Source organism: Amycolatopsis sp. NPDC104863 (assembly GCF_055582965.1).
On the sequence record NZ_JBVJOW010000001.1, the window covers coordinates 1,463,799 to 1,484,169 of the forward strand.

Consider the following 20,371-nt stretch of genomic DNA (forward strand, 5'->3'; position numbering starts at 1 on the left):
TCCCTGACTTAACGGTAGGTAAGTTGTACCACGAGTCTTACCTACCGTTAAGTCAGTTATGCTGGGCGCGTGGCCAAGCCGTCAGACACCAGGCAGCGCATCCAGGATGTCGCACGCACGCTCTTCGCGACCCAGGGCGTGCAGCGCACCAGCCTGCAGGACATCGCCGACCGGCTGGGCATCACCAAACCCGCGCTGTACTACCACTTCTCGTCGCGCGAGGACCTGGTCCGCAGCATCGTCCAGCCGCTGATCGACGACGGCGAGAAGTTCCTGCTCGACTACGAAGCCCGCGGCGACACGCCCGCGCGCGAGCTCGTCGAGGGCTTCTTCGACGTCAACTACCGCAACCGGGCGAACTTCATCATGCTGCTCACCGAGATGCCGACGCTGGCCGACCTCGGGCTCGTCGACAAGGCCCTGGCCTGGCGGACCCGGCTCACCGCGCTGATCTGCGGACCCGACCCCACCCTCGAACAGCAGGCCCGCGCGATCCTCGCCCTCGGCGGCCTGCAGGACGTCTGCATGCAGTTCCCCGACGCGCCCATGGAGGAGCTGAAGGCCGCGGCCGTCGCCGGGGCCCTCGACGCCATCGGCCGCTAACGCACCGCGGCGCGATCGATGATCGCGGCCGTGTCCACCCCGGCCGGCAGCGTGCCGAACGCGATGCCCCAGTCCCCGCCGAAGCGCGACGCGCAGAACGCGTCCGCGACCGCCGGGTGGCCGTGGCGCACCAGCAGCGAGCCCTGCAGCACCAGCGCCATCGCCTCGACCAGCCGCCGCGCCCGGTACTCGATACCTTCGAGGTCGGTCAGCTCCTTGCGGACGCGGTCCACAGCGTCGTCCAGGCGCGCGTCACCCCCGGCCGCCTGCTCGACCTCGGCGAAGAACGCCGCGACCGACTCCGGCTGCTTACCCATGGCGCGCAACGCGTCCAGCGCCGCGACGTTGCCCGAGCCTTCCCAGATCGACGACAGCGGCGCCTCGCGGTAGAGCCGCGGCATGCCCGACTCCTCGACGTACCCGTTGCCGCCGAAGCACTCGAGAGCCTCCGCCGCGTGCATCGGCGCCCGCTTGCACACCCAGTACTTCGACACCGCCAGGCCGAGCCGCCGGAACGCCTGCTCCTGCTCGTCGCCGGGCCGGTCACCCGCCGCGGCCAGCCGCATCGCGACCGTCGTCGCCGCTTCGGACTCCAGCACCAGGTCGGCCAGCACATTGGCCATCAACGGCTGGTCGACCAGCGCCTTGCCGAACGCGTGCCGGTGCGTGGCGTGGTGAATCGCGCGCACCGCGCCCAGCCGCATCCCGGACGCGCTGCCGAGGGTGCAGTCGAGACGGGTGTTGTTGACCATCTCGATGATCGTGCGGACCCCGCGGCCCTCCTCGCCGACGAGCCAGCCCACGGCGTTGTCGTACTCGATCTCCGAAGACGCGTTCGACCGGTTGCCCAGCTTGTCCTTCAGCCGCTGCAGCCGGATCGGGTTGCGGGAGCCGTCGGGCAGCACGCGGGGGAGCAGGAAACAGGAGAGCCCGCCGGGGGCCTGGGCCAGCGTCAGGAACATGTCCGACATCGGCGCGGAGGTGAACCACTTGTGCCCGACGAGGGTGTGGCTGCCGTCGGCGTTCGGCGTCGCGGTGGTGGTGTTGGCGCGGACGTCGGAGCCGCCCTGCTTCTCGGTCATCGACATGCCCGCGATCAGCCCGCGCTTGGTGGACGGCTCCCGCAGCCCGAAGTCGTACTCGGTCGCGGCCAGCAGCGGCTCGTACCGCGCCGCCAGCTCCGGGTTGGCCCGCAGGGCCGGGATCGCCGCGTAGGTCATCGAAATCGGGCAGCTGTGCCCGGCCTCGACCTGGCCCCAGACGTAGAACTTGGCCGCACGGGCGGCGTGCGCGCCCTCGCGGGAGTCCTGCCACGGTGTGCCGTGCAGGCCGTGGGACACCGCGACGTCCATGAGGTCGTGCCAGTGCGGGTGGAACTCGACCTCGTCGATCCGGTGGCCGTAGCGGTCGTGGGTGCGCAGCACCGGCTCGTTCTCGTTGACCAGCCGGCCCCACTCCTGGGCCTGCTCGCTGCCGGCCAGCCGGCCCAGCCCGTGCACCTCGTCCGACGCCCAGCCGGCCCCGGCCCGCGCCAGGCCGTCCAGCAGCGCCGGGTCGGCCCCGACGTCGTGGCCGGCCAGCGGCGGGACCTGGTTGACGACCTCATGCGTGGCGGGCATCGGAACCTCCTAGAGCGCGGACGACAAACGTGCGGAGCTCGGCGACGTCACCGGCGTTCCCACTGGTCAACGGGCCGATCAGAACTTCGGCGGCAGCCCCCACCAGCGCGGCGGCGGTGAGCCGGCCGTCCTGCGGCGGCAGCGCGCCCGCCCGGACCCCGGCCGCGACGTGCTCGGCGACGACCTCGGTGAACGCCCGCCGGTACTCCAGGCGTTCGGCGTCGATGAGGGCGTCGACCGGCTCGGCGAGCAGCGCGTACGCCTGGCGCGGCGCCTTGAGCGCGCGCTGGGCGAAGGTCTCGAACACCGCCAGGACCCGTTCGGCGGGCTCGCCCGGCTGCGCGGACGCCGCCCGGACGGCCTCGACCTCCCGCGTCACGACCTGCCGGAACACGTGCACGACCAGGTCGGCCTTGGTGGGGAAGTGTTTGTAGACGCTCCCGACGGCCACGCCGGCCCGCTCGGCGACGGCGGCGACGGAGCAGCCGCTGTAGCCGTGTTCGGCCAGCTGGCGCGTCGCCGCGACGACGATCGTCTCGCGCTGGGCGTCCAGGCGTTCCTGCACCTTCGGGGTGCGGCGGTAGGGCACGTCAAGAAGTGAAGCACTGATTCATTGCTTCAGTCAACGCTCTCCAGCAGCCGCTTCGCGCCCCGCACCTCCGCCTCGACGTCGGCCCGCAGCTTCCGCCGCAGGACCGGCTCGACCAGCCGGCGCAGGGGAGCGGCGAACCCGAACACGATCCGCCGCGTCACCCGGATCCCGCCGGGCACCAGCACGCACCCGAAGCTCGCCTCGAACGTCGAGAACCGCCGGGCCAGCCGGTTCTCCCGCCGGTCGGGGAGCCGGACGTCGACCCGCTCGCCGGGCGTCAGCGTCATCCGGGACACCACCTTCGGCCCCGGTCCGAGCCCGGGCAGCGCCGACGCGGCGGTGCACGACAACCTCGAGCGCCTCGCCGCCCGCACGGCCGAAACCGCCGACGCCGAGCTGCCCGACGACCCCCGCGAAGCCCTGCGCGTGTTCGCCGACGTCGTCTGGGCGTTCCTCGCCGCCGACCGCGACCTCGTCCGGCTGATGATCCGCGAGTTCACCGGCTTCCCGGAGCTGTTCGAAGCGATGTGGCAAGGCGTCGTCGCGACCGTCTACCGGCGCGGCACGGAATGGATCACCACCCTGCGCGACCAGGGCCGCGCGAACGTCACCGACCCCGAAGCCACCGCGGCCGTGCTGGTCGCCTCCCTCACCTACTACCCGATCCTGGACGTCCTCATCGGACACACCCCGGGCGACCTCGCCCCCGACCGCTTCCTCGCGGCATGGACCGACCACGCCGTCGCGTCCCTCAACCTGCGCGGCTGAATCGGACGCCTCGAGCGCCCGCCGTACCCCAGCACCAGCACCCGCTCCACCCCGCCATCCTCCCGCGGGGTTGCGCTGGAGCGCACTCCAGCTCCTACGGTCGAAGGCATGACCACACCCCAGCACCAGATCGGCTCCGGCTTCGGCGCCACGAGCACCACCACGGAGGTCCTCGACGGCATCGACCTGACCGGCAAGCTCGCCCTCGTCACCGGCGGCTACTCCGGCATCGGCCTGGAGACCACCCGCGCCCTGGTCAGCGCCGGCGCGCACGTCGTCGTCCCGGCCCGCCGCCGCGCCACCGCCGAAGAAGCCCTCGCCGGCCTTCCCGGCGTCGAAATCGACGAACTCGACCTCGGCGACCTCACCAGCGTCCACGCCTTCGCCGACCGCTTCCTCGCCACCGGCCGCCGCCTCGACCTCGTCATCACCAGCGCCGGCATCATGGCCGCCCCCGAAACCCGCGTCGGACCCGGCTGGGAAGCCCAGTTCGCCACCAACCACCTCGGCCACTTCGCCCTGGTCAACCGCCTCTGGCCGGCCATCGCCGACGGCGCCCGCATCGTCGCCGTCTCCTCCCGAGGCCACCACTTCTCACCCATCCGCTGGGACGACCCCCATTTCGAGACCGGCTACGACAAGTGGCTCGCCTACGGCCAGGCCAAAACCGCCAACATCCTGTTCGCCGTCCAGCTCGACCGGCTCGGCCGGGACCGCGGCGTGCGCGCGTTCGCCCTGCACCCCGGCTCGATCCTGACCCACCTCGCCCGCCACATCCCGCAGGAAGAGCGCGTCGCGCAGGGCTGGGTCGACGAGAACGGCAACCCCAGCGGCTACTTCAAGACCCCCGAAGCCGGCGCCGCCACCCAGGTCTGGGCCGCCACCTCACCCCGGCTCGACGGCCTCGGCGGCGTCTACCTCGAAGACTGCGACATCGCCGAACTCGCCCCCGAAGGCGACGGCGTCGCCGACGTCGGGCTCCGCGTCGGCGTCCGCGAATACGCCATCGACCCCGACCAGGCCGCCCGCCTCTGGACCCTCTCGGCCGAGCTCACCGGCGTCGACGCCTTCGCTACTTCCCGGTGATCACCCCGACCGCGATCCCCAGGATCGCGGTGTTGTAGACGAACGACAGCACACTGTGCGTCAGCACCGTGTACCGCAGCGGCCGAGCCTGAACCTCCACATCGGACGTCGCGAACGAAGTCCCCACCGTGAAGGCGAAGTACGCGAAGTCGAGCAGGTTCGGCCGCTCCGTCGCCGGGAACCGCAACCCCGGCCCCGGAGCGGCCCGGTGGTGCAGGTGCGCGTACCGGTCGGCGTACCCGAAGTGCAGCAGGATCCACGCCGCCAGCACCGCCGGCACCGCCCCGATCTGCAGCACGAACGCCGTCTCGTCGTCGTCCTCGGCGATCACGTTCGCCACCAGGATCAGCCCACCGGCCGACATCCCGACCACGCTCACCACCAGCGTCGCGACGAAGCTCGACCGGCGGCCCAGCAGGCTGTGCAGCCACGTCGGCTCGGCGTCACCCAGCAGCCGGTAGCGGCGGATCCGCAGCCACCGCGTCACGATCACCGCCGCCGCGACCGCGTCCCACGCCAGCAGGAACACCACGTCCAGCCCGGTGTCCGGCGCGATCAGCCACCCCAGCCCCAGCAGCACCAGCAGGAACTCCGCGCACTGGTACCAGATCCTCCGCAGACGCCGCATCGCGCGAAGCTACTGCGGGCCGGTGCCGGGGGCACCCCGGATCACCTGGTCAGGTGGCCCGGCTCACGCCTTCCTGCAACAAAAGGTTGCACATGCTCGCCGGGCGAGCTAACGTGACACGCAACCAAACGTTGCAGAAAGGCCGGAGCATGGACCACGGAACCATCGAACGGGAACTCCACATCAACGCCACCCCCGACACCGTCTTCGACGTCGTCAGCAGCCCCGAACACCTCCGCGAATGGTGGCCCGACGAAGCCGAATACCCCGTCGAACCCGGGGGAGAGGGCCGCATCGGCTTCGGCGGCAACTGGGTCCGCTTCACCGTCGTCGACGCCGTCCCGCCCAAACTCTTCTCCTTCCGCTGGACCCACACCGCGGGGGAGGCCGCCGCACCCGGCAACTCCTTCCTCGTCGTCTTCGAGCTCGAACCCGCCGGCACCGGCACCCGTCTGCGCATGACCGAAACCGGCTTCCGCGAACGCGGCTGGGACGAAGCCAAGATCGCCGCCGAATACGCCGACCACGTCAGCGGCTGGGACCACTTCCTGCCCCAGCTCCCGCCGTACGCCGCCGCCCGGTGAGCACCACCGTGGACGACGACCTCTGGTCCGCCGTCGGCGACCCCACCCGCCGCCGCCTGCTCGACCTCCTGCTCACCGAAGGCGGCGGCACCGCCACCAGCCTCAGCGAACACCTCCCGGTGACCCGCCAAGCCGTCACCAAGCACCTCGCCGTCCTCGACCGCGTCGGCCTCGTCCACGCCACGACCGCCGGCCGCGAAAAGCAGTACCGCGTCGACGAAACCCAGCTCGCCCGCGCCGTCGCCCAGCTCGCCGAAGTCGGCGCCGCCTGGGACGCCCGGCTCGGCCGCATCAAGCGCATCGCCGAACGAATCGAAAGGAACCGTTAGCCATGGACATCCTGCACCGCATCGGCACCCGGAACACCACACCCGGCCAGGTCTACAACGCGATCACGACCCTCGACGGCCTCTCCGCGTGGTGGGCCCACAAAACCGTGGGGGACACCGAAGTCGGCGGCGTCATCGCGTTCCGCTTCACCGCCGGCGGGTTCGACATGAAGGTCACCGAGCTCGACCCGGGACGGCTCGTCCGCTGGGAGGTCGTCGACGGCCCGCCCGAGTGGGTCGGCACGACGATCCGCTGGGACCTCGAACAGCGCGGCGAGTACACGATCGTCCTGTTCAAGCACGAAGACTGGCGCGAGGCGGGCGAGTTCATGCACCACTGCAGCACCAAGTGGGCCATCTTCCTCATGAGCCTCAAGCAGCTCCTGGAGACCGGGGAGGGCGCCCCGGACCCGCGGGACGTGTCCATCAGCGACTGGCACTGACGTTACTTGACATAATGTACATTATCGGCACTTGGTGACCAGCTGGGCCGAGGGCCGAGAGGGGCGGAAGATCCGCATCCGCCGGGGTGGAGTTCGTCAGGACGGCTTCTCCTGAGGAACGCGCGAGCACGGCGAACCTGGAGCCCGGACGGGAGCCAAGTCAGCTCCTGGAGGCTCGCGGGAGGCCGGGAGAACATCCCCTGGAGCCGCGGATTCGACGTCCTGCCACCCGACCTTAAAACGTCACGGTGACAAAACTAGAGTGGGCAATCTTGCCCTGAGAGCCGACGGTCCGTCGGCAGTTGGTCCCTGGTGACCCTCTCCAGAGGTCTCGTCAGGCCTCCTGACAGCCATCTCGGCCGCATCGAACATGCGTGCGATTCCCCGAAAGGCGTCTCAGAAGGCTCCGAGAGGCTCGAACCGCCGCGCCCGGATCCCCCGGGAGCGGACTCCCGGTGATTCCGACATTTCATGCATAATGGCAATTATGCATGAAATGGGATCGACCCCGGCCGCCGAAACTGTCGGTGGTGTGCGGTACAAGATCCACATGAAGGTTTCCGAGGCCCAGCAAGCCTTCTTCGCCGCCCGCCGGCCGCGCAAGGACTCGCCGCACACCACCGACGCCTACCGCCGTGACCTCGCCGGGATCACCACTCTCCTGGTTTCGGAGCTGGGCCGGGAAGACCTCGAGGTGGCCGACCTGACCGGGACGGCGCTGCGGTCGGCGTTCGGGGTGTTCGCGGACGGTCATGCGAAGAGCTCGGTGCTGCGGGCCTGGTCGACGTGGAACCAGTTCCTCACGTTCTGCGTGGCGGACGGGCTGCTGGCGGGCAACCCGATGGGTGCGGTGGCGCGACCGCGGACGCCGGCGTTGACGCCGAAGCCGTTGCGGGGTGAGGAAACCCCGGAGCAGCTGCTGTCGGCGGCGGCCGCGGGTTCCCGGCGCGCGCGGGACCCGTGGCCGGAGCGGGACGTGCTGGTGATCGCGCTGGGGCTGGTGGCGGGGTTGCGGGCGGCGGAGATGCGGGCGCTGACGTCGCGGTCGCTGGTGGGGCGTGCCGGTGAGCTGCGGTTGCACGTGAAGGGGAAGGGCAGCCGGGACCGGTCGATCCCGGTGCAGCCGGTGCTGGCGGAGCTGATCGAGCGGTACCGGGAGTCGTGCCGGGTGCGGTTCGCGAACGCGCGGTTCTCCCCTGGTTCGCCGTTGCTGCTGGATCGGTCGGGTGAGCCGATCGGGCGGGGCGCGCTGGAGTACCTGGTGAAGTCGTGTTACCGGGGTGCGGGGTTGCACGACCGGGTGCCGGCGGGGGCGAACCTGCACGCGTTGCGGCACACGTTCGCGACGCGGCTGGCGGAGGACGGGGCGACGGCGTCGGAGATCATGGCGTTGCTGGGGCACGCGAGCTTGGCGACGAGCCAGAACTACATCGAGGCGACGGGCCGGGAGCAACGAGCGGCGGCGGCGAGCAACCGGACATACCGGGCCCTGGACGGCCTGGGCTGACCGGTCCCGCTGTACCGCACCGGACGACTCGCGTACCTGAGTGGACGACACGCGTACCTGACTGGACGACACGCGTACCGGGATGGACGACACGGGCCGGGGTTCCACGGCGTGCCGTGTCGTCCGGCGGTGTACGCGTGTCGTCCGGCTGGGTACGCGTGTCGTCCGGTGGTGTGCGGGTGTCGTCCGTTCCGGTAGGCCGGCCGGGGTCAGCGGAGTTGTTCGAGGTCCTTGGCGGCGCGGGCGATCTCGTCGGCGAGTCCGCGCAGCTCGCTGAGGTCGGCGCCGTCGTCGGCGGCGGTGACGATGTCTTCGGCGGCGCAGCGGAGCTGGAAGAGCCGGTCCTGGAGGGCGGCGACTTCGCCGTCGGAGAGGACGACGGCGTCTTCGGGGAGCCCGCTGCGCTGCAGTGCGGTCCGGCGTTCGTAGGCGCGCTGGCGGCAGGACTGGCCGCAGTAGCGCCGTCGGCGGCCGACGTTGCCGCCTTCGGGGAGACGTCGTCCGCACCAGCCGCAGTGCTTGGGCGCGCCTCGGCGGCCCGGGCCCGGGGTGAGCTCGAGCGGGGCGGGCTGGGCCAGTTCGGCGGTTTCCCTCACCCGGGAGACCCTAGCTGGCCACCGCTCGCTCATGCCGAGGTCATGGCCGGAGGGCACAATCGGGGTATGCAGTCGTCGTTCCCGTACCTGGCCGATCCGCTCCCCCGTGCTTTCGCCCACCGTGGCTGGCACCTGGACGAGCTGGACGGGCTGGAGAATTCGCTGCCCGCGTTCCGGCGGGCGTGTGCCGAGGGTTACCGGTACCTGGAGACGGACGTGCACGCGACGTCGGACGGTGTGGTGGTGGTGCACCACGACGCGAGCCTGGACCGGACGACGGACGGCTCGGGGGCGATCGCGTCGCAGACGTGGGAGCAGCTGAAGAACGTCAAGGTCGGGGGGAAGGCTCCCCTGTCGCGGCTGGAGGACGTGCTGGAGGAGCTGCCGGACGCGCGGTTCAACATCGATGTGAAGGCCGAGCAGGCGGTGAAGCCGTTCGTCGAGGTGCTGGAGCGGACGGGGGCGCACGACCGGGTGGCGGCGGCGTCGTTCTCGGATGCGCGGCTGGCGCGGTTGCGGAAGCTGGCGGGGCCGAAGCTGGTGACGGCGATGGGTCCGCGGTCGGCGTTCGCGTTGTGGGCGCGGGGGAAGCTGCCGCTGCTCCCCCTCGGGCGGCTGGTGCTGGGGGCGATGGCGCAGGTGCCGGTGCGGCAGGGTGCGCTGCGGGTGGTGGACAAGGCGTTCGTGTCGATCGCGGGGCGGTCCGGGATCGAGGTGCACACGTGGACGATCGACGATCCAGCGGAGATGCGGATGCTGCTGGACCTGGGGGTGCACGGGATCGTGACGGACCGGCCGGACCTGCTGCGTGCGGTGTTGATCGAGCGGGGCACCTGGCAGCAGGCCTGACCGGCGGGCGTCAGCGGGGTGGTTTGCCGCTCCAGGCGGCTTCCCAGGTCTTGGGGCCGAGCAGGCCGCTGTCCTTGATGCCGTTGGCGCGCTGGAGGTCGAGGACGGCGGTCCTGGTCTTGTCGTAGTAGCAGCCGGTGCCGGTGAAGCCGTAGCCGAAGGCGTTCATGCGGAGCTGGAAGGCCTTGAGCGGAGCGGCGCAGTCGCCGTAGGCGTAGACGACGCCGGGCCACGGCGGTTTGCCGCTCGGGGGCGGCGGGGTGGGCGCCGGCGCGGGTCCGCCGCCGATGTAGGCGGCTTCGGCGTAGGTGGGGACGCGCTTGCTGCGGGCGTCGGCGTCGCCGGCGAGCTTGAGCATGCCGGCGCACTGCCAGGGTTGCCAGCCGCGCATGCGGTAGAGGTAGAGGGCTCGGTAGTCCTGTTCGGCGGGGGCGGCCTGGTCGGGGCGGCCGGCGCCGCCGACGCTGCGCCAGGTGGGCAGGTCGAACTGGTAGGCGCCGTAGTAGCCGTTGCCGGTGTTGGTGGCGTAGCGGCCGCTGGACTCGCACATGCGGAGCTTGGCCCAGGCCGTCGGCGCGGGGTCCGCGGCGGCGACGGCGGGGATGGTGAGCGGCAGACCCCAAGCGGCCACGGCGAGAAGCAGGAGTCTCGCGACGGTTCGTCTCCGGTTGTGGATCATGCGAGCACAGTAGGAGCGTGCCCCTTTGACCACAAGAGACACGCTGCCCGCACGAGTCTCACACGAAACACTGTTCACTCGTGTCAGCGACACGCCGTGAAGGCCGAACCGTGATTGCCACGGAAGTGGCGCATGATCACGAAGCGACAAAGCGGACACGGTTTGCGAGGTGCGGTGTCCGGTGCCGCTACCTCCCAGTAGTCTCCGCGCTGACCTGGACGTTCTTGAGCATGAGGAGCCGTGGATGACGCTGGCCGGGACGCGCTCGACCAAGCGCGAGCGGTGGGGCTGGTATTTCTACGACTGGGCTAATTCGCCGTTCTATTCGTCGACGACGACGGTGTTCGGCGCCCTCTCGATGAGCACGATCGCGGCCGAGGACGCGAAGTCGAACTTCACCCTTAACGGGGACCACGCGTGCGTGAACGCGTCCGGTGCGGTGGACACGCTCCACAACTGTGACGTGACGTTGTTCGGGCTGCAGTTCCCGGCGGGTTCGGTGTGGGGTTACCTGCTGTCGGTGGCGACGGTGGTGCAGGTGCTGGTGCTGCCGATCGCGGGTGCGGTGGCCGACCGCAGCCACAACAAGCGCCGGATCCTGGCCGGGTTCGCGTTCCTGGGCGCGGCGGCCGCGGCGGCGATGTTCTTCTTCGCCGGTTCGGACTGGCAGCTGGGCGTGGTGCTGTTCATCGTCGCGAACATCGGGTACGGCGGTTCGCTGGTCGTCTACTACTCGTTCCTGGTCGACATCGGCGGGCCGGACGAGCGGGACGACATCTCGGCGAAGGGCTGGGCGTTCGGGTACCTGGGCGGTGGGCTGGCGCTGGCGTTGCAGCTGGGGTTCTACCTCGGTCACGACGCGTTCGGGGTCAGCCAGGGCCTGGCGGTGCAGATCTGCTTCCTGACCTCGGGGTTGTGGTGGGCGCTGTTCACGATCCCGGCGGTGCGGGCGCTCCCCCGGCGGCACACGCCGGTGGACGTCGCCCCGGGGGCGTCGGTGCTGCGTGCGGGCTTCACGGAGCTGAAGCAGACGATCGTGGCGGCGAAGGCGTACCCGTTGACGCTGGCCTTCCTGGGCAGCTACCTGGTCTTCACCGACGGCATCAACACCGTGGTGACGGTGTCGGCGCAGTACGGCAAGGACGAGCTGAAGTTCGGCAACGAGGTGCTGATCGTGACGATCCTGGTGATCCAGTTCGTCGCGTACCTGGGTGGCACGCTGCACGGGCTGGTGGCGCGGCGGGTCGGGGCGAAGCGGACGATCCTGGGCAGCCTGGTGCTGTGGGTGGTCGTGCTGGCCGGGGCGTACTTCGTGCAGCCGAAGCAGCTGGCGCAGTTCCTGGCGGTGGCGGTGGGGATCGGGCTGGTGCTGGGCGGGACGAACGCGCTGTCGCGGTCGTTGTTCAGCCAGATGATCCCGGCGGGCAAGGACGCGCAGTACTACTCGCTCTACGTCGTGGGTGAGCGCGGGACGTCGTGGCTGGGGCCGTTGCTGTTCGCCGGGGTCGGGCAGGCGACGGGGTCGTTCCGGCTGGCGATCATCGCGCTGGTGGTCTTCTTCGCGGCGGGTCTGGTGCTGGTCTGGCTGGTGCCGGTGCGGCGCGCGATCGTGGCGGCGGGCAACCGTCCGCCGGAGGTGTTGTGAACGACCGATAGGGTCGGGCGTCGTGACCTTGGTGAATCCGGCCGGCCCCGACCCGACCGACGCGCTCTCCTCCGTTCCCGCGGCCGGATCGCGGCGCGGGACGCCGCCGGTGGGCAGGCTGAAGTTCTGCTACGGGCCGATGGACTGCGGGAAGTCGACGCTGGCGCTGCAGATCGACCACAACCACGCGCGGCAGGGCCGGCGGGGCCTGGTGCTGGTGCGCCACGACCGTTCGGGCGCGCCGCAGATCTCGAGCCGGATCGGGCTGACCCGGCAGGCGGTGGAGGTCGGTGAGGACACCGACGTGCGGGACCTGGTGCGGCAGGAGTGGTCGCGGGGGCAGCACGTGGACTACGTCGTGGTGGACGAGGCGCAGTTCCTCTCCCCCGGGCAGGTCGACCAGCTGGCGGAGCTGGCCGACGAGGTTCAGATCGACGTCTACTGCTTCGGGATCGCGACGGACTTCCGGAGCCGGTTGTTCCCGGGGGCCGCTCGTCTGTTCGAACTGGCGGACGAGCTGCAGCCGGTCCAGGTCGAGGTGTTGTGCTGGTGCGGGCTGGCCGGGCGGTTCAACGCGCGGGTGCTCGACGGGGAGGTTGTGCGGGAGGGGGACACTGTTGTGGTCGCAGATACCGAACAATCCGTAGTTGAAACTTCAGCTTCAGCGCGTTTTGAGGCCGAATCTGCTACCGTGCGTTATCAGGTATTGTGTCGCCGCCACTATCGAGCGGGTGACTTGGGACCGGTTACTGCCCATCACGGTCAGTTACGGTTGACCTGACCTGGGCGCGAGTAGCCCATCCGGGGGATATCAGCACTAAGAAGGCCGTATTGACGTCACGCCGGAGCGCGAAACGCGTCCTACTAGAGGAAGCTGATGCCGGCGGGTGACGCAGCTCATCGTGAGCAACGACATGGTGTCCCGGGAATCCTCGGGGGCCCCGAGTCGTTGCATAGGGTGAGCAACACCCTGGCTCCACCCGGAGCTGACTGAAAGGACCCCATCATGGCCGACCGTGTTCTTCGTGGAAGCCGGCTGGGAGCGGTCAGCTACGAGACCGACCGCAACCACGACCTCGCTCCGCGCCGCACCGTGCGCTACGCCTGCCCGAAGAACCACGAGTTCGAGGTGCCGTTCTCCGACGACGCCGAGATCCCGACGGTCTGGGAATGCCGGCTGCACGGCAGCGAGTCGGAGATCGTCGACGGCGGGCAGCCCGAGCAGAAGAAGGTCAAGCCGCCGCGCACCCACTGGGACATGCTGCTCGAGCGGCGCACGATCCCCGAGCTCGAGGACCTGCTCAACGAACGTCTCGCCGAGCTGAAGGGGCGGCGGACCTCCCGGTCCGCTTGACCCCGGGAGCTCGGCTCGTAGCCACCGCTCCCACCACAACGGAAAGGCCCCCGCGACCTCCCCCCGCGGGGGCCTTTCGCATGCCCGGGACAGCTAGCTGAACGGGCCCTCCAGAGCGGCCCACTGCAGGAGCATGATCGTCTTCGCGTCGGCGATCCGGCCGTCGCGCACCATCGCCAGCGCCTCGCGGAAGGGCAGCTCGACCACCTCGATGTACTCCCCCTCCTCCGCGAGCCCGCCGCCCGTGCCGCGGTCCGAGGGGTCGTACGGCGCGGCGTAGCAGAAGAGGCGCTCGGTGACCGAGCCCGGGCTCGTGTAGACGTCGAAGACCAGCTGCAGCTCGCCGATGTGAACGCCGGTCTCCTCCTGCGCCTCGCGGCGGATGGCCGTCTCCGCGTCGTCGGCGTCCAGCAGGCCCGCCGCGGTCTCGAGGAACATGCCGTCCGGGTGGTCGTTGACGTAGACCGGGTAGCGGAACTGGCGGGTCAGCAGCACCGTGGCGCGGGTGAGGTCGTAGAGCAGGACGGTGGCGCCGTTGCCGCGGTCGTAGGTCTCGCGCTGCTCGGTCGTCCAGCGGCCGTCGCCGTGCTGGTACTCGAACGTCGTGCGGCGCAGGACGTGCCAGGCCGAGGCCAGCACCTCCACGTCGGTGATCCGGACCCGCGGGTTGCGGTCCGGGCCGAGGGCGCTTGTCGAAGAGGTCATGCCCCGACCATAATGTGCATGACTCGGAAGCAACAAGGAGGATCGTGCATGTTGGTCGGGGAACGCCGTGACCTGCTGCTGGCCCGGCTGGCCGCCGAGGGCAAGGTGCTCGCGAAGGACGTCGCGGCCGAGCTCGGCGTCTCCGAGGACAGCATCCGCCGCGACCTGCGCGACCTCGCCGCGGCCGGGCTCTGCCAGCGCGTCTACGGCGGAGCGCTGCCCGTCTCCCCCGCCGTCGCCGACTACACGAGCCGGACGTCGATCGCCGTGGCCGGCAAGGACCGCGTCGCCACCGTCGCCGCCCGGCTGGTCCGGCCCGGCTCGACGGTCATCCTCGACGGCGGCACCACTACCCTCGCCGTCACCCAGGCCCTGCCGAAAGACCTGGCGGCGACCGTCGTCACCCACAGCCCGACCATCGCCGCCGCGCTGCTGGACCACCACGGCATCGACGTCTTCCTGCTCGGCGGCCGGCTCTTCCGGCACTCCGCGGTCACCTGCGGCGCGGCCGCCGCCGAGGCCGCCCAGGCGATCAGCGCCGACGTCTTCCTGCTCGGCGTCACCGGGGTGCACCCCGAGGCCGGTCTCACCACGGGCGACGCCGACGAGGCCGCGATGAAACGCACCCTCGCGCGGCGGGCCGCCGACACCTACGTGCTGGCCAGCGCCGAGAAGCTCGGCGCGGCGTCGCGGTTCACCGTGCTGCCCTTCGCCGACATCGCCGGCCTCATCACCGACGCGGACGAGTCCGACCAGAACGTGCAGAAACTTGCAGCGATGGGCGTGGTCCTCCGCTGACCTCGGTGTACCACTCGTGGCCCGCCACCAGCGCGAACACCGGCTTCGGCAGCCACACGAGCACCCGCAGCACCGCCGAGAGCCGTCCGGTCCCCCGGACGTCGGACACGTGCGCCGCGAGCGCGGCCTGCTTGCGCCCGGCGAAGCGCCGCACGGTGAAGCGGTGGGTGATGGCCGACGCCGGGCTGTACAGCCGCCCGAGCGCGGCGGTGTCGTAGCGGACCGGGATCCGCAGGGCCCGGGCCGCCCGGGCGAGCAGGACGACGACGTCGCGCGGCAGGGTGGCTTCCAGCAGCCGCGTCCCGGTCAGCCGGGACGCCCGGCGAGCGACCTGGTGCACCTTGACGTGGTCGCGGTGGCCGTACCCGCCGCCTGCGTCGTACCCGAGCAGCAGGTCGGCCTTCTCCTCCTGCAGCACGGCGGCGAGCCGGTGCGCGGCCTCCTCGGTGTCGGCGCGGGCGAACCGCTGCCGGCCGGGCGGATCCGGGTACAGCTCGGGCCCGTGCCCGCTGTCGGCGTACCCGAGGTGCACGACCCGCCGGACGCCGAGGATGGCCGCGCTCGCCTCCAGCTCGGCCCACCGAGGGGTCGGGTGCTGCGCGGACATGCCGTCGGTGGCCACCACGACCACCACCCGGTGCCCGTCGGCCGCCGCGCGGGCGAGGGTGCCGCCGCTGAGCAGCACGGGGTCGTCGGCGTGGGCGTGGAAGGCCACGATGGTCGTCATCGGCCCCATGATGGCCGAGAACAGGAGAAATCGGCATGAGTGAACACCGGGTCCGGTTCGCGGCGCTGTTCGACGCCGAGGTGCGCCCGCACAACGAGCGGTTCCGCGCCGCGGCGGCCGTCCGGCCGGGTGAGGACGTCCTCGACGTCGGCTGCGGCACCGGCGAGTCCACCCGTGAAGCCGCTCAGGCGGGCGCGACGGCGCTGGGGGTCGACGTCTCGGAGCAAGCCATCACCAAGGCACGCGAACTCGGCGGGGCGAGCTTCGAGGTGGCCGATGTGCAGACCCACGAGTTCCCGCCCGCGGTGTTCGACGTCGTGCTGTCCCGGTTCGGGGCGATGTTCTTCGCCGACCCGCCCGCGGCGTTCGCCAACCTCGCCCGCGCGCTGCGGCCCGGCGGCCGCCTGGTGCTGCTCGTGTGGCAGGAGCGGGACCGCAACCAGTGGTACTCGGTGCTGCACGACGCCGTCGCTCCCGGCACCACCGCGCCACCCGCCGGGCCGCACTTCTCCCTCGGCGACCGAACCCACACCAACGCGCTGCTGCGGACCGCGGGCTTCACCGACGTCGAGTTCACCGAGCTGCGCGAACCCGTCTGCTACGGGCCCGACGCCGCGACGGCGTGCGAGTTCGCCCTCGGCCTCAAGGACGTCGAGGAGCTGCGGCCCACCGCGGAGGCCCCAAGCCGCCTGCGGGCCGCCTTCGCCGCGCACGAAACCCCGGACGGCGTGCTGCTGGGCGCCCGGACGTGGATCGTGACCGCGCGGGTCAGCCGCGCTTGAGCAGCCGCCGGACCTGCTGCCAGCGGCGCTGCGCGCCCCACGACGCCACCCGCAGGAACGCCTCGCGGATGATCGAGCCGTCCATCTTCGACTCGCCGATCTCGCGCTCGGTGAAGGTGATCGGCACCTCGACGATCTCGAACCCGGCGTCGGCCGTGCGGATGGTCAGGTCGATCTGGAAGCAGTACCCGTGCGAGTTGACCTCGTCGAGCGCCAGCTTCTCCAGCACCGGACGCCGGTAGGCGCGGAAGCCCGCCGTGATGTCACGCGTGCGCATGCCCAGCGCGATCTGCGAGTAGACGTTGGCGCCGCGCGAGAGCACCTGGCGCTTCAGCGGCCAGTTGACGACGCTGCCGCCCGGGACATACCGCGAGCCGATGGCCAGGTCCGCGTCGCTGACGGCGTCCAGCAGCCGCGGCAGGTCCTCCGGGGCGTGCGAGCCGTCGGCGTCCATCTCGACGATCGTGCCGTACTCGCGCGCCAGGCCCCAGCGGAACCCGGCGATGTAGGCCGCGCCCAGCCCGGCCTTCTCGGTCCGGTGCATGACGTGCACGTTCGGGTTCGCGGCCGCGCGCTCGTCGGCGAGCTTCCCGGTGCCGTCCGGGCTGCCGTCGTCCACCACGAGCACGTGCACGTCCGGAAGTGCCTTGTGCAGGCGATCCAGGATCGGGCCGAGGTTCTCCCGCTCGTTGTAGGTCGGGATCACCACCAGCACCGGCTCGATTTCCCGGGCCCCCCGCGGCGCCTGCGACATCCGTGCTCCTCCGATATCCCCGGCGGTCAGTCCGCCGTGTCCCCTGCTGCCGTGCCGGCGCTGGTGCGCCGGGTGCGAAAACGGAGTACGAGCCCGCCGGCCACCCCGGCGATCGCCAGTGCCAGCAGCCCGTACTCCGTCCACGCACCGAGTCGATCCGACAGCGTAGTCTGCGTCCGCAGCGGGACGCGCCCGACCAGGGAATCCGCGGTGAAAAGGCCCGTTGAGCTGGTAACCGTTCCGTCGGGGGCGACGATCGCGCTCACTCCTGAGACGGCGGACACCACCACCGCGCGGCCGTGTTCGACCGCGCGCAGCCGGGACATGGCCAGCTGCTGCACGCTCATCTCGCTCTCGCCGTACCAGGCGTTGTTGGTCGGCACCACGAGCAGCTCGGCGCCGTCGCGCACGGCGTCGCGGCCCGGGTAGTCGAACGCGGCCTCGTAGCAGACGAACACCCCGACCCGCGTGCCCGCGACGTCCAGCGCCTGGTTGGCGCCGTCACCGGGGAGCATGTCGACGGTCTCCTGGTCGATGAACGGCGTGACGAGCTTGGCGAGCTTCCGCGCGGGCACGTACTCGCCGAAGGGCACCAGCTGCTGCTTGGCGTAGCGCTGCCCGGGCCCGGTGTGCGGGTCCCAGGCGATGACGGAGTTCTGGAGGTGGCGGTCGGGCAGCTCGTAGAGCGCGCCGACCAGCGCGGGCACACCGAAGGCGGCGACGAGCTGGTCGACCTGCGGGTCGGGGCCGGTGACGGTGGTCGCGCTTTCGGGCCACAGCACCAGGTCCGGTTTCGGGACCTTCCCGGCGTGGATCGCGTCGAGGAGGCGCTCGCTTTCGGCGATGGTGTTGCGGCGCAGCACGTCCCGCTCGCCCTGCAGCGCGAGCCCGATGTCGGGGGCGTTGCCCTGGACGGTCGCGACGGTCCGCTCGCCGTCCTGCGCGCCGGTGCCGATGGTGGGCCACAGCGCCAGCCCGGCGACGATCGGCAGCAGCGTGACGACGGCGGCCAGGATGGTCCGCCGGGCCCGCAGCGTGGCCTTCAGCGCGTCACGCGCGTCCCACAGCCGGCCGGCGAGCGCGGCCAGGCAGAAGCCGGTCAGGACGACGGCGAGGCCGACCAGTGGCGCGCCGCCGATCGAGGCCAGCGGCAGGAACGCGCCTTCGGGCTGGCTGAAGGCGACGCGGCCCCAGGGGAAGCCGCCGAAGGGGAACCATGCGCGCGGGGTCTCCATCGCGACGAAGATCAGTGCGCCCCACAGCGGCGCGAGCGGCAGCCGCGCCACCCACGTGAAGAGGCCGCCGGCGAGGCCGTAGTACAGCGCCAGCGCGAAGGACAGGCCGAGCCACGGCCACGGGCCGAAGTCCGGGCCCAGGAAGTCCAGCAGCCAGGTCAGCAGCGGCAGGAAGAAGACGAAGCCGAACGCGAAGCCGTAGCCGAACGCGCCCCGGAAGCTGCGGCCCCGCAGGACGAACGCGAACCCGGCGAAGGCGAGCGGGGCGAGCCACCACAGCGGGCGCGGCGCGAAGCTCAGGTAGTAGGCGAAGCCGGACACCAGCGCCGTGGCCAGCCTCAGCAGCCAGGCGCGGGGGAAGCTTCGCCGGGTTCGGGCGGGTTGGTGCGGGGCGCCCGGTTCGGGGTCCGCCACGGTGACTGCCACAGGTGACAACTCTAGGTGATGGCGTTGTGGAGGACCGCACCCGAGCGCACGGTGCGCAGGCATCGCGGCAGCGCGGCGTCCGGTTCCAGCCGCGGCAGCGGTGGCACGCCGGCCCGCGGGTCGGTGGACCAGCGCTGCACGCGGCTGTCCGGGGTGGCCACGACGAGGTCGGTCGCGTCCCAGATCGCGTAGTGCGCCGGCGCGCCCGGGACGAGGCTGCCGGTGACGCCGTCGTTGACACCGGCAGCGCGGTGCCCGGCGCGGGTGTGGGCAGTGAACGCGGCCCGCGGGGACAGGCCCGCGCCCGGCGTGCGGTGGTAGGCGGCCGCGCGGACGCTGGCCCACGGGTCCAGCGGGGTGACGGGCGCGTCGGACCCGAAGGCCAGCACAACGCCTTCCGCGGCCAGGACGGAGAACGGGTTGAGCCCGGCCGCGCGGTCCACGCCGAGCCGTTCGGCGTACATGCCGTTCTCGCCGCCCCAGAGCGCGTCGAACAGCGGCTGCATCGAGGCGACGACGCCCCAGCCGGCCAGCAGCTTCGCCTGCTCGGCGGTGACCATCTCGAGGTGCTCGAGCCGATGGTGACGGGCGGCGAGCGCGCGCTGCCCCACCTGCTTTTCGGCCAGGCGGAAGCCTTCGACCACCTCCGCGACGGCGGCGTCGCCGATGACGTGGAAGCCGGCCTGCAGCCCGGCTTCGGTGCAGGCGGCCAGGTGCTCGCCGATGCGTGCGGCGTCGAGGTAGCGCGTCCCGGAGCCGTCGTGGTCGGCGTAGGGCTCGCTCAGGGCGGCGGTGCGGGAGCCGAGTGCGCCGTCGACGAACAGGTCGCCGGCCAGGCCGCGGGCGCCGAGCTCGCGTGCGGTGTCGACGGCGTCGAGCTCGCCCCAGTAGCCGACGACCTCGGGGGTGTCCGGTCCCGCGAGGGTGAGCAGGGCGGCCAGGTCGTCGCGGCCGGAGATGTCGGGGCCGGCGCATTCGTGCACGCTCACCACGCCCCGGGCGGCGGCCTCGGCCAGGAACGCGCGCTGGGCGCGGTCACGCTGCTCCGGCGTGACCGCGGCGCGCACGGCCGCGCGGACGGCGTGGTGGGCGGCCCGGGTCAGCGGGCCCTCGGGTGACCAGCCGTCGGCGGCGCGGGCGGCCGGGGCCAGCTCGACCAGCGCGGTGGAGACCAGCGCGGAGTGGACGTCGACGCGGCTGAGGTAGACCGGGGCGCCGCCGGCGGCGTCGTCGAGCTCGGTGCGGCTGGGCAGCCGCGGGTCGGTCCAGCCGCTCTCGTCCCAGCCGTGGGCGAGCAGGACCTGCCCCGGAACGACGGCGTCGCGGACGCGGGCGAGCAGCTCGGCGCGGTCGTGGACGCCGGTGAGGTCGAGGCCGGTCAGGTGCAGGCCGGTGGCGGTGGCGTGGACGTGCGCGTCGACGAACGCGGGCGCCACGAACGCGCCCTGGAGGTCGACGATCTCGGCGTTCGCGTGCAGCGCGCGGGCCGGGGCGTCCTGCCCGACCCAGACCACGGTGCCGCCGGTGACCGCCATCGCCGTGGCGTCCGGGCCGGCGGGGGTGTAGACGCGTCCGCCGAGCAGGAGCGTTGTGTGTTCGTCCGTCACGTCGTTGAGTTTGCCCCGCGTCTCCCGGCTTCCTCCACCTGGGGGAAGGCACGCC

Annotated in this window: 24 protein-coding genes; 13 read left to right on the plus strand and 11 right to left on the minus strand. The window is 71.7% G+C overall.

Annotated features, from left to right (window positions below; all coding sequences use genetic code 11):
- Positions 1-69 precede the first annotated feature (69 nt).
- Positions 70-603, plus strand: coding sequence for a TetR/AcrR family transcriptional regulator (locus ACZ63J_RS06430; RefSeq protein ID WP_465398354.1), 534 nt, complete (start codon positions 70-72; stop codon positions 601-603).
- On the opposite strand, the gene ACZ63J_RS06435 is transcribed toward ACZ63J_RS06430, so the two are convergent.
- Genes ACZ63J_RS06435 through ACZ63J_RS06445 form a run of 3 tightly spaced genes read right to left on the minus strand, consistent with a single transcriptional unit; the run spans position 600 to position 3,101 of the window.
- Complete coding sequence (locus ACZ63J_RS06435) at positions 600-2,222, minus strand: acyl-CoA dehydrogenase family protein (protein ID WP_465398355.1); 1,623 nt, start codon at positions 2,220-2,222, stop codon at positions 600-602. The genes ACZ63J_RS06430 and ACZ63J_RS06435 overlap by 4 nt on opposite strands.
- Positions 2,206-2,811, minus strand: a complete 606-nt coding sequence (locus tag ACZ63J_RS06440) for a TetR/AcrR family transcriptional regulator (RefSeq protein WP_465398356.1) — start codon at positions 2,809-2,811, stop codon at positions 2,206-2,208. Before ACZ63J_RS06440 ends, ACZ63J_RS06435 begins: the two co-directional genes overlap by 17 nt.
- A gap of 29 nt (positions 2,812-2,840) precedes the next feature.
- Positions 2,841-3,101, minus strand: coding sequence for a hypothetical protein (locus ACZ63J_RS06445; protein WP_465398357.1), 261 nt, complete (start codon positions 3,099-3,101; stop codon positions 2,841-2,843).
- Between the two features lie 52 nt (positions 3,102-3,153).
- Here ACZ63J_RS06445 and ACZ63J_RS06450 point away from each other — a divergent pair, with 52 nt between their 5' ends.
- Both ACZ63J_RS06450 and ACZ63J_RS06455 read left to right on the plus strand, forming a co-directional pair.
- The gene (locus tag ACZ63J_RS06450; protein ID WP_465398358.1) at positions 3,154-3,582 is read left to right on the plus strand and encodes a TetR/AcrR family transcriptional regulator C-terminal domain-containing protein; all 429 of its coding nucleotides are present in this window, start codon (positions 3,154-3,156) and stop codon (positions 3,580-3,582) included.
- A 108-nt stretch (positions 3,583-3,690) separates the two neighbouring features.
- Positions 3,691-4,668: an SDR family NAD(P)-dependent oxidoreductase gene (locus ACZ63J_RS06455; protein ID WP_465398359.1), complete on the plus strand. Its 978-nt coding sequence runs from the start codon at positions 3,691-3,693 to the stop codon at positions 4,666-4,668.
- On the opposite strand, the gene ACZ63J_RS06460 is transcribed toward ACZ63J_RS06455, so the two are convergent.
- Complete coding sequence (locus ACZ63J_RS06460; RefSeq protein WP_465304977.1) at positions 4,655-5,296, minus strand: DUF1345 domain-containing protein; 642 nt, start codon at positions 5,294-5,296, stop codon at positions 4,655-4,657. The genes ACZ63J_RS06455 and ACZ63J_RS06460 overlap by 14 nt on opposite strands.
- Positions 5,297-5,445: 149 nt before the next feature.
- On the opposite strand from ACZ63J_RS06460, the gene ACZ63J_RS06465 reads away from it, so the two are divergent.
- The 4 genes from ACZ63J_RS06465 to ACZ63J_RS06480 all read left to right on the plus strand — a co-directional run bounded on the left by ACZ63J_RS06465 (position 5,446) and on the right by ACZ63J_RS06480 (position 8,159).
- The gene (locus ACZ63J_RS06465) at positions 5,446-5,880 is read left to right on the plus strand and encodes an SRPBCC domain-containing protein (RefSeq protein WP_465398360.1); all 435 of its coding nucleotides are present in this window, start codon (positions 5,446-5,448) and stop codon (positions 5,878-5,880) included.
- Positions 5,877-6,209: an ArsR/SmtB family transcription factor gene (locus ACZ63J_RS06470; RefSeq protein WP_465339542.1), complete on the plus strand. Its 333-nt coding sequence runs from the start codon at positions 5,877-5,879 to the stop codon at positions 6,207-6,209. Before ACZ63J_RS06465 ends, ACZ63J_RS06470 begins: the two co-directional genes overlap by 4 nt.
- 2 nt (positions 6,210-6,211) lie before the next feature.
- Positions 6,212-6,652, plus strand: a complete 441-nt coding sequence (locus tag ACZ63J_RS06475) for an SRPBCC family protein (protein ID WP_465398361.1) — start codon at positions 6,212-6,214, stop codon at positions 6,650-6,652.
- 532 nt (positions 6,653-7,184) lie between these two features.
- Positions 7,185-8,159, plus strand: coding sequence for a tyrosine-type recombinase/integrase (locus tag ACZ63J_RS06480; protein WP_465398771.1), 975 nt, complete (start codon positions 7,185-7,187; stop codon positions 8,157-8,159).
- Positions 8,160-8,368: 209 nt separating this feature from the next.
- Here the strand turns inward: ACZ63J_RS06480 and ACZ63J_RS06485 are convergent, their stop codons facing one another.
- The gene (locus ACZ63J_RS06485; RefSeq protein WP_465339544.1) at positions 8,369-8,755 is read right to left on the minus strand and encodes a hypothetical protein; all 387 of its coding nucleotides are present in this window, start codon (positions 8,753-8,755) and stop codon (positions 8,369-8,371) included.
- Positions 8,756-8,821: 66 nt separating this feature from the next.
- On the opposite strand from ACZ63J_RS06485, the gene ACZ63J_RS06490 reads away from it, so the two are divergent.
- A complete protein-coding gene (locus ACZ63J_RS06490) occupies positions 8,822-9,604 on the plus strand; it encodes a glycerophosphodiester phosphodiesterase (RefSeq protein ID WP_465339545.1) in 783 nt (260 codons plus the stop codon).
- 10 nt (positions 9,605-9,614) lie between these two features.
- On the opposite strand, the gene ACZ63J_RS06495 is transcribed toward ACZ63J_RS06490, so the two are convergent.
- Positions 9,615-10,283: a transglycosylase family protein gene (locus ACZ63J_RS06495; RefSeq protein WP_465398362.1), complete on the minus strand. Its 669-nt coding sequence runs from the start codon at positions 10,281-10,283 to the stop codon at positions 9,615-9,617.
- A 244-nt stretch (positions 10,284-10,527) separates the two neighbouring features.
- Between ACZ63J_RS06495 and ACZ63J_RS06500 the strand changes: the two genes are divergently transcribed.
- From ACZ63J_RS06500 to ACZ63J_RS06510, 3 genes are all read left to right on the plus strand, one after another.
- Positions 10,528-11,928 carry an MFS transporter gene (locus tag ACZ63J_RS06500; RefSeq protein WP_465398363.1) on the plus strand — a complete coding sequence of 467 codons (1,401 nt, stop codon included), beginning with the start codon at positions 10,528-10,530 and terminating at the stop codon, positions 11,926-11,928.
- Between the two features lie 22 nt (positions 11,929-11,950).
- Complete coding sequence (locus ACZ63J_RS06505) at positions 11,951-12,709, plus strand: thymidine kinase (protein ID WP_465398364.1); 759 nt, start codon at positions 11,951-11,953, stop codon at positions 12,707-12,709.
- Between the two features lie 225 nt (positions 12,710-12,934).
- On the plus strand, positions 12,935-13,282 hold the full coding sequence (locus ACZ63J_RS06510) for an RNA polymerase-binding protein RbpA (RefSeq protein ID WP_003081521.1): 348 nt from the start codon (positions 12,935-12,937) through the stop codon (positions 13,280-13,282).
- 93 nt (positions 13,283-13,375) lie between these two features.
- Here ACZ63J_RS06510 and ACZ63J_RS06515 read toward each other — a convergent pair whose 3' ends face one another.
- The gene (locus tag ACZ63J_RS06515; RefSeq protein ID WP_465304995.1) at positions 13,376-13,987 is read right to left on the minus strand and encodes an NUDIX domain-containing protein; all 612 of its coding nucleotides are present in this window, start codon (positions 13,985-13,987) and stop codon (positions 13,376-13,378) included.
- Positions 13,988-14,035: 48 nt separating this feature from the next.
- Between ACZ63J_RS06515 and ACZ63J_RS06520 the strand changes: the two genes are divergently transcribed.
- The gene (locus tag ACZ63J_RS06520; RefSeq protein WP_465339550.1) at positions 14,036-14,785 is read left to right on the plus strand and encodes a DeoR/GlpR family DNA-binding transcription regulator; all 750 of its coding nucleotides are present in this window, start codon (positions 14,036-14,038) and stop codon (positions 14,783-14,785) included.
- On the opposite strand, the gene ACZ63J_RS06525 is transcribed toward ACZ63J_RS06520, so the two are convergent.
- The gene (locus tag ACZ63J_RS06525) at positions 14,718-15,512 is read right to left on the minus strand and encodes a PIG-L deacetylase family protein (RefSeq protein ID WP_465398365.1); all 795 of its coding nucleotides are present in this window, start codon (positions 15,510-15,512) and stop codon (positions 14,718-14,720) included. The two genes, ACZ63J_RS06520 and ACZ63J_RS06525, sit on opposite strands and share 68 nt — an antisense overlap.
- 35 nt (positions 15,513-15,547) lie before the next feature.
- On the opposite strand from ACZ63J_RS06525, the gene ACZ63J_RS06530 reads away from it, so the two are divergent.
- Complete coding sequence (locus ACZ63J_RS06530; protein WP_465398366.1) at positions 15,548-16,294, plus strand: class I SAM-dependent methyltransferase; 747 nt, start codon at positions 15,548-15,550, stop codon at positions 16,292-16,294.
- Here ACZ63J_RS06530 and ACZ63J_RS06535 read toward each other — a convergent pair.
- The 3 genes from ACZ63J_RS06535 to ACZ63J_RS06545 are packed head-to-tail and all read right to left on the minus strand — an operon-like array spanning position 16,281 to position 20,316.
- A complete protein-coding gene (locus ACZ63J_RS06535) occupies positions 16,281-17,048 on the minus strand; it encodes a polyprenol monophosphomannose synthase (RefSeq protein ID WP_465398367.1) in 768 nt (255 codons plus the stop codon). The genes ACZ63J_RS06530 and ACZ63J_RS06535 overlap by 14 nt on opposite strands.
- 26 nt (positions 17,049-17,074) lie before the next feature.
- The gene (lnt, locus tag ACZ63J_RS06540; protein WP_465398368.1) at positions 17,075-18,709 is read right to left on the minus strand and encodes an apolipoprotein N-acyltransferase; all 1,635 of its coding nucleotides are present in this window, start codon (positions 18,707-18,709) and stop codon (positions 17,075-17,077) included.
- A gap of 11 nt (positions 18,710-18,720) precedes the next feature.
- Positions 18,721-20,316, minus strand: a complete 1,596-nt coding sequence (locus tag ACZ63J_RS06545) for an amidohydrolase (protein WP_465398369.1) — start codon at positions 20,314-20,316, stop codon at positions 18,721-18,723.
- Positions 20,317-20,371: the final 55 nt, after the last annotated feature.

What these genes read in the sequence shown, in the direction of transcription:
- ACZ63J_RS06500 (WP_465398363.1), top strand. Translation starts at nt 10,528, where the DNA reads ATGACGCTGGCCGGGACGCGCTCGACCAAGCGCGAGCGGTGGGGCTGG.
- ACZ63J_RS06465 (WP_465398360.1), top strand. Translation starts at nt 5,446, where the DNA reads ATGGACCACGGAACCATCGAACGGGAACTCCACATCAACGCCACCCCC.
- ACZ63J_RS06495 (WP_465398362.1), bottom strand. Translation starts at nt 10,283, where the DNA reads ATGATCCACAACCGGAGACGAACCGTCGCGAGACTCCTGCTTCTCGCC.
- ACZ63J_RS06535 (WP_465398367.1), bottom strand. Translation starts at nt 17,048, where the DNA reads ATGTCGCAGGCGCCGCGGGGGGCCCGGGAAATCGAGCCGGTGCTGGTG.
- ACZ63J_RS06460 (WP_465304977.1), bottom strand. Translation starts at nt 5,296, where the DNA reads ATGCGGCGTCTGCGGAGGATCTGGTACCAGTGCGCGGAGTTCCTGCTG.
- ACZ63J_RS06455 (WP_465398359.1), top strand. Translation starts at nt 3,691, where the DNA reads ATGACCACACCCCAGCACCAGATCGGCTCCGGCTTCGGCGCCACGAGC.
- ACZ63J_RS06510 (WP_003081521.1), top strand. Translation starts at nt 12,935, where the DNA reads ATGGCCGACCGTGTTCTTCGTGGAAGCCGGCTGGGAGCGGTCAGCTAC.
- ACZ63J_RS06445 (WP_465398357.1), bottom strand. Translation starts at nt 3,101, where the DNA reads ATGACGCTGACGCCCGGCGAGCGGGTCGACGTCCGGCTCCCCGACCGG.
- ACZ63J_RS06475 (WP_465398361.1), top strand. Translation starts at nt 6,212, where the DNA reads ATGGACATCCTGCACCGCATCGGCACCCGGAACACCACACCCGGCCAG.
- ACZ63J_RS06530 (WP_465398366.1), top strand. Translation starts at nt 15,548, where the DNA reads ATGAGTGAACACCGGGTCCGGTTCGCGGCGCTGTTCGACGCCGAGGTG.
- ACZ63J_RS06490 (WP_465339545.1), top strand. Translation starts at nt 8,822, where the DNA reads ATGCAGTCGTCGTTCCCGTACCTGGCCGATCCGCTCCCCCGTGCTTTC.
- ACZ63J_RS06520 (WP_465339550.1), top strand. Translation starts at nt 14,036, where the DNA reads ATGTTGGTCGGGGAACGCCGTGACCTGCTGCTGGCCCGGCTGGCCGCC.
- ACZ63J_RS06515 (WP_465304995.1), bottom strand. Translation starts at nt 13,987, where the DNA reads ATGACCTCTTCGACAAGCGCCCTCGGCCCGGACCGCAACCCGCGGGTC.
- ACZ63J_RS06435 (WP_465398355.1), bottom strand. Translation starts at nt 2,222, where the DNA reads ATGCCCGCCACGCATGAGGTCGTCAACCAGGTCCCGCCGCTGGCCGGC.
- ACZ63J_RS06525 (WP_465398365.1), bottom strand. Translation starts at nt 15,512, where the DNA reads ATGACGACCATCGTGGCCTTCCACGCCCACGCCGACGACCCCGTGCTG.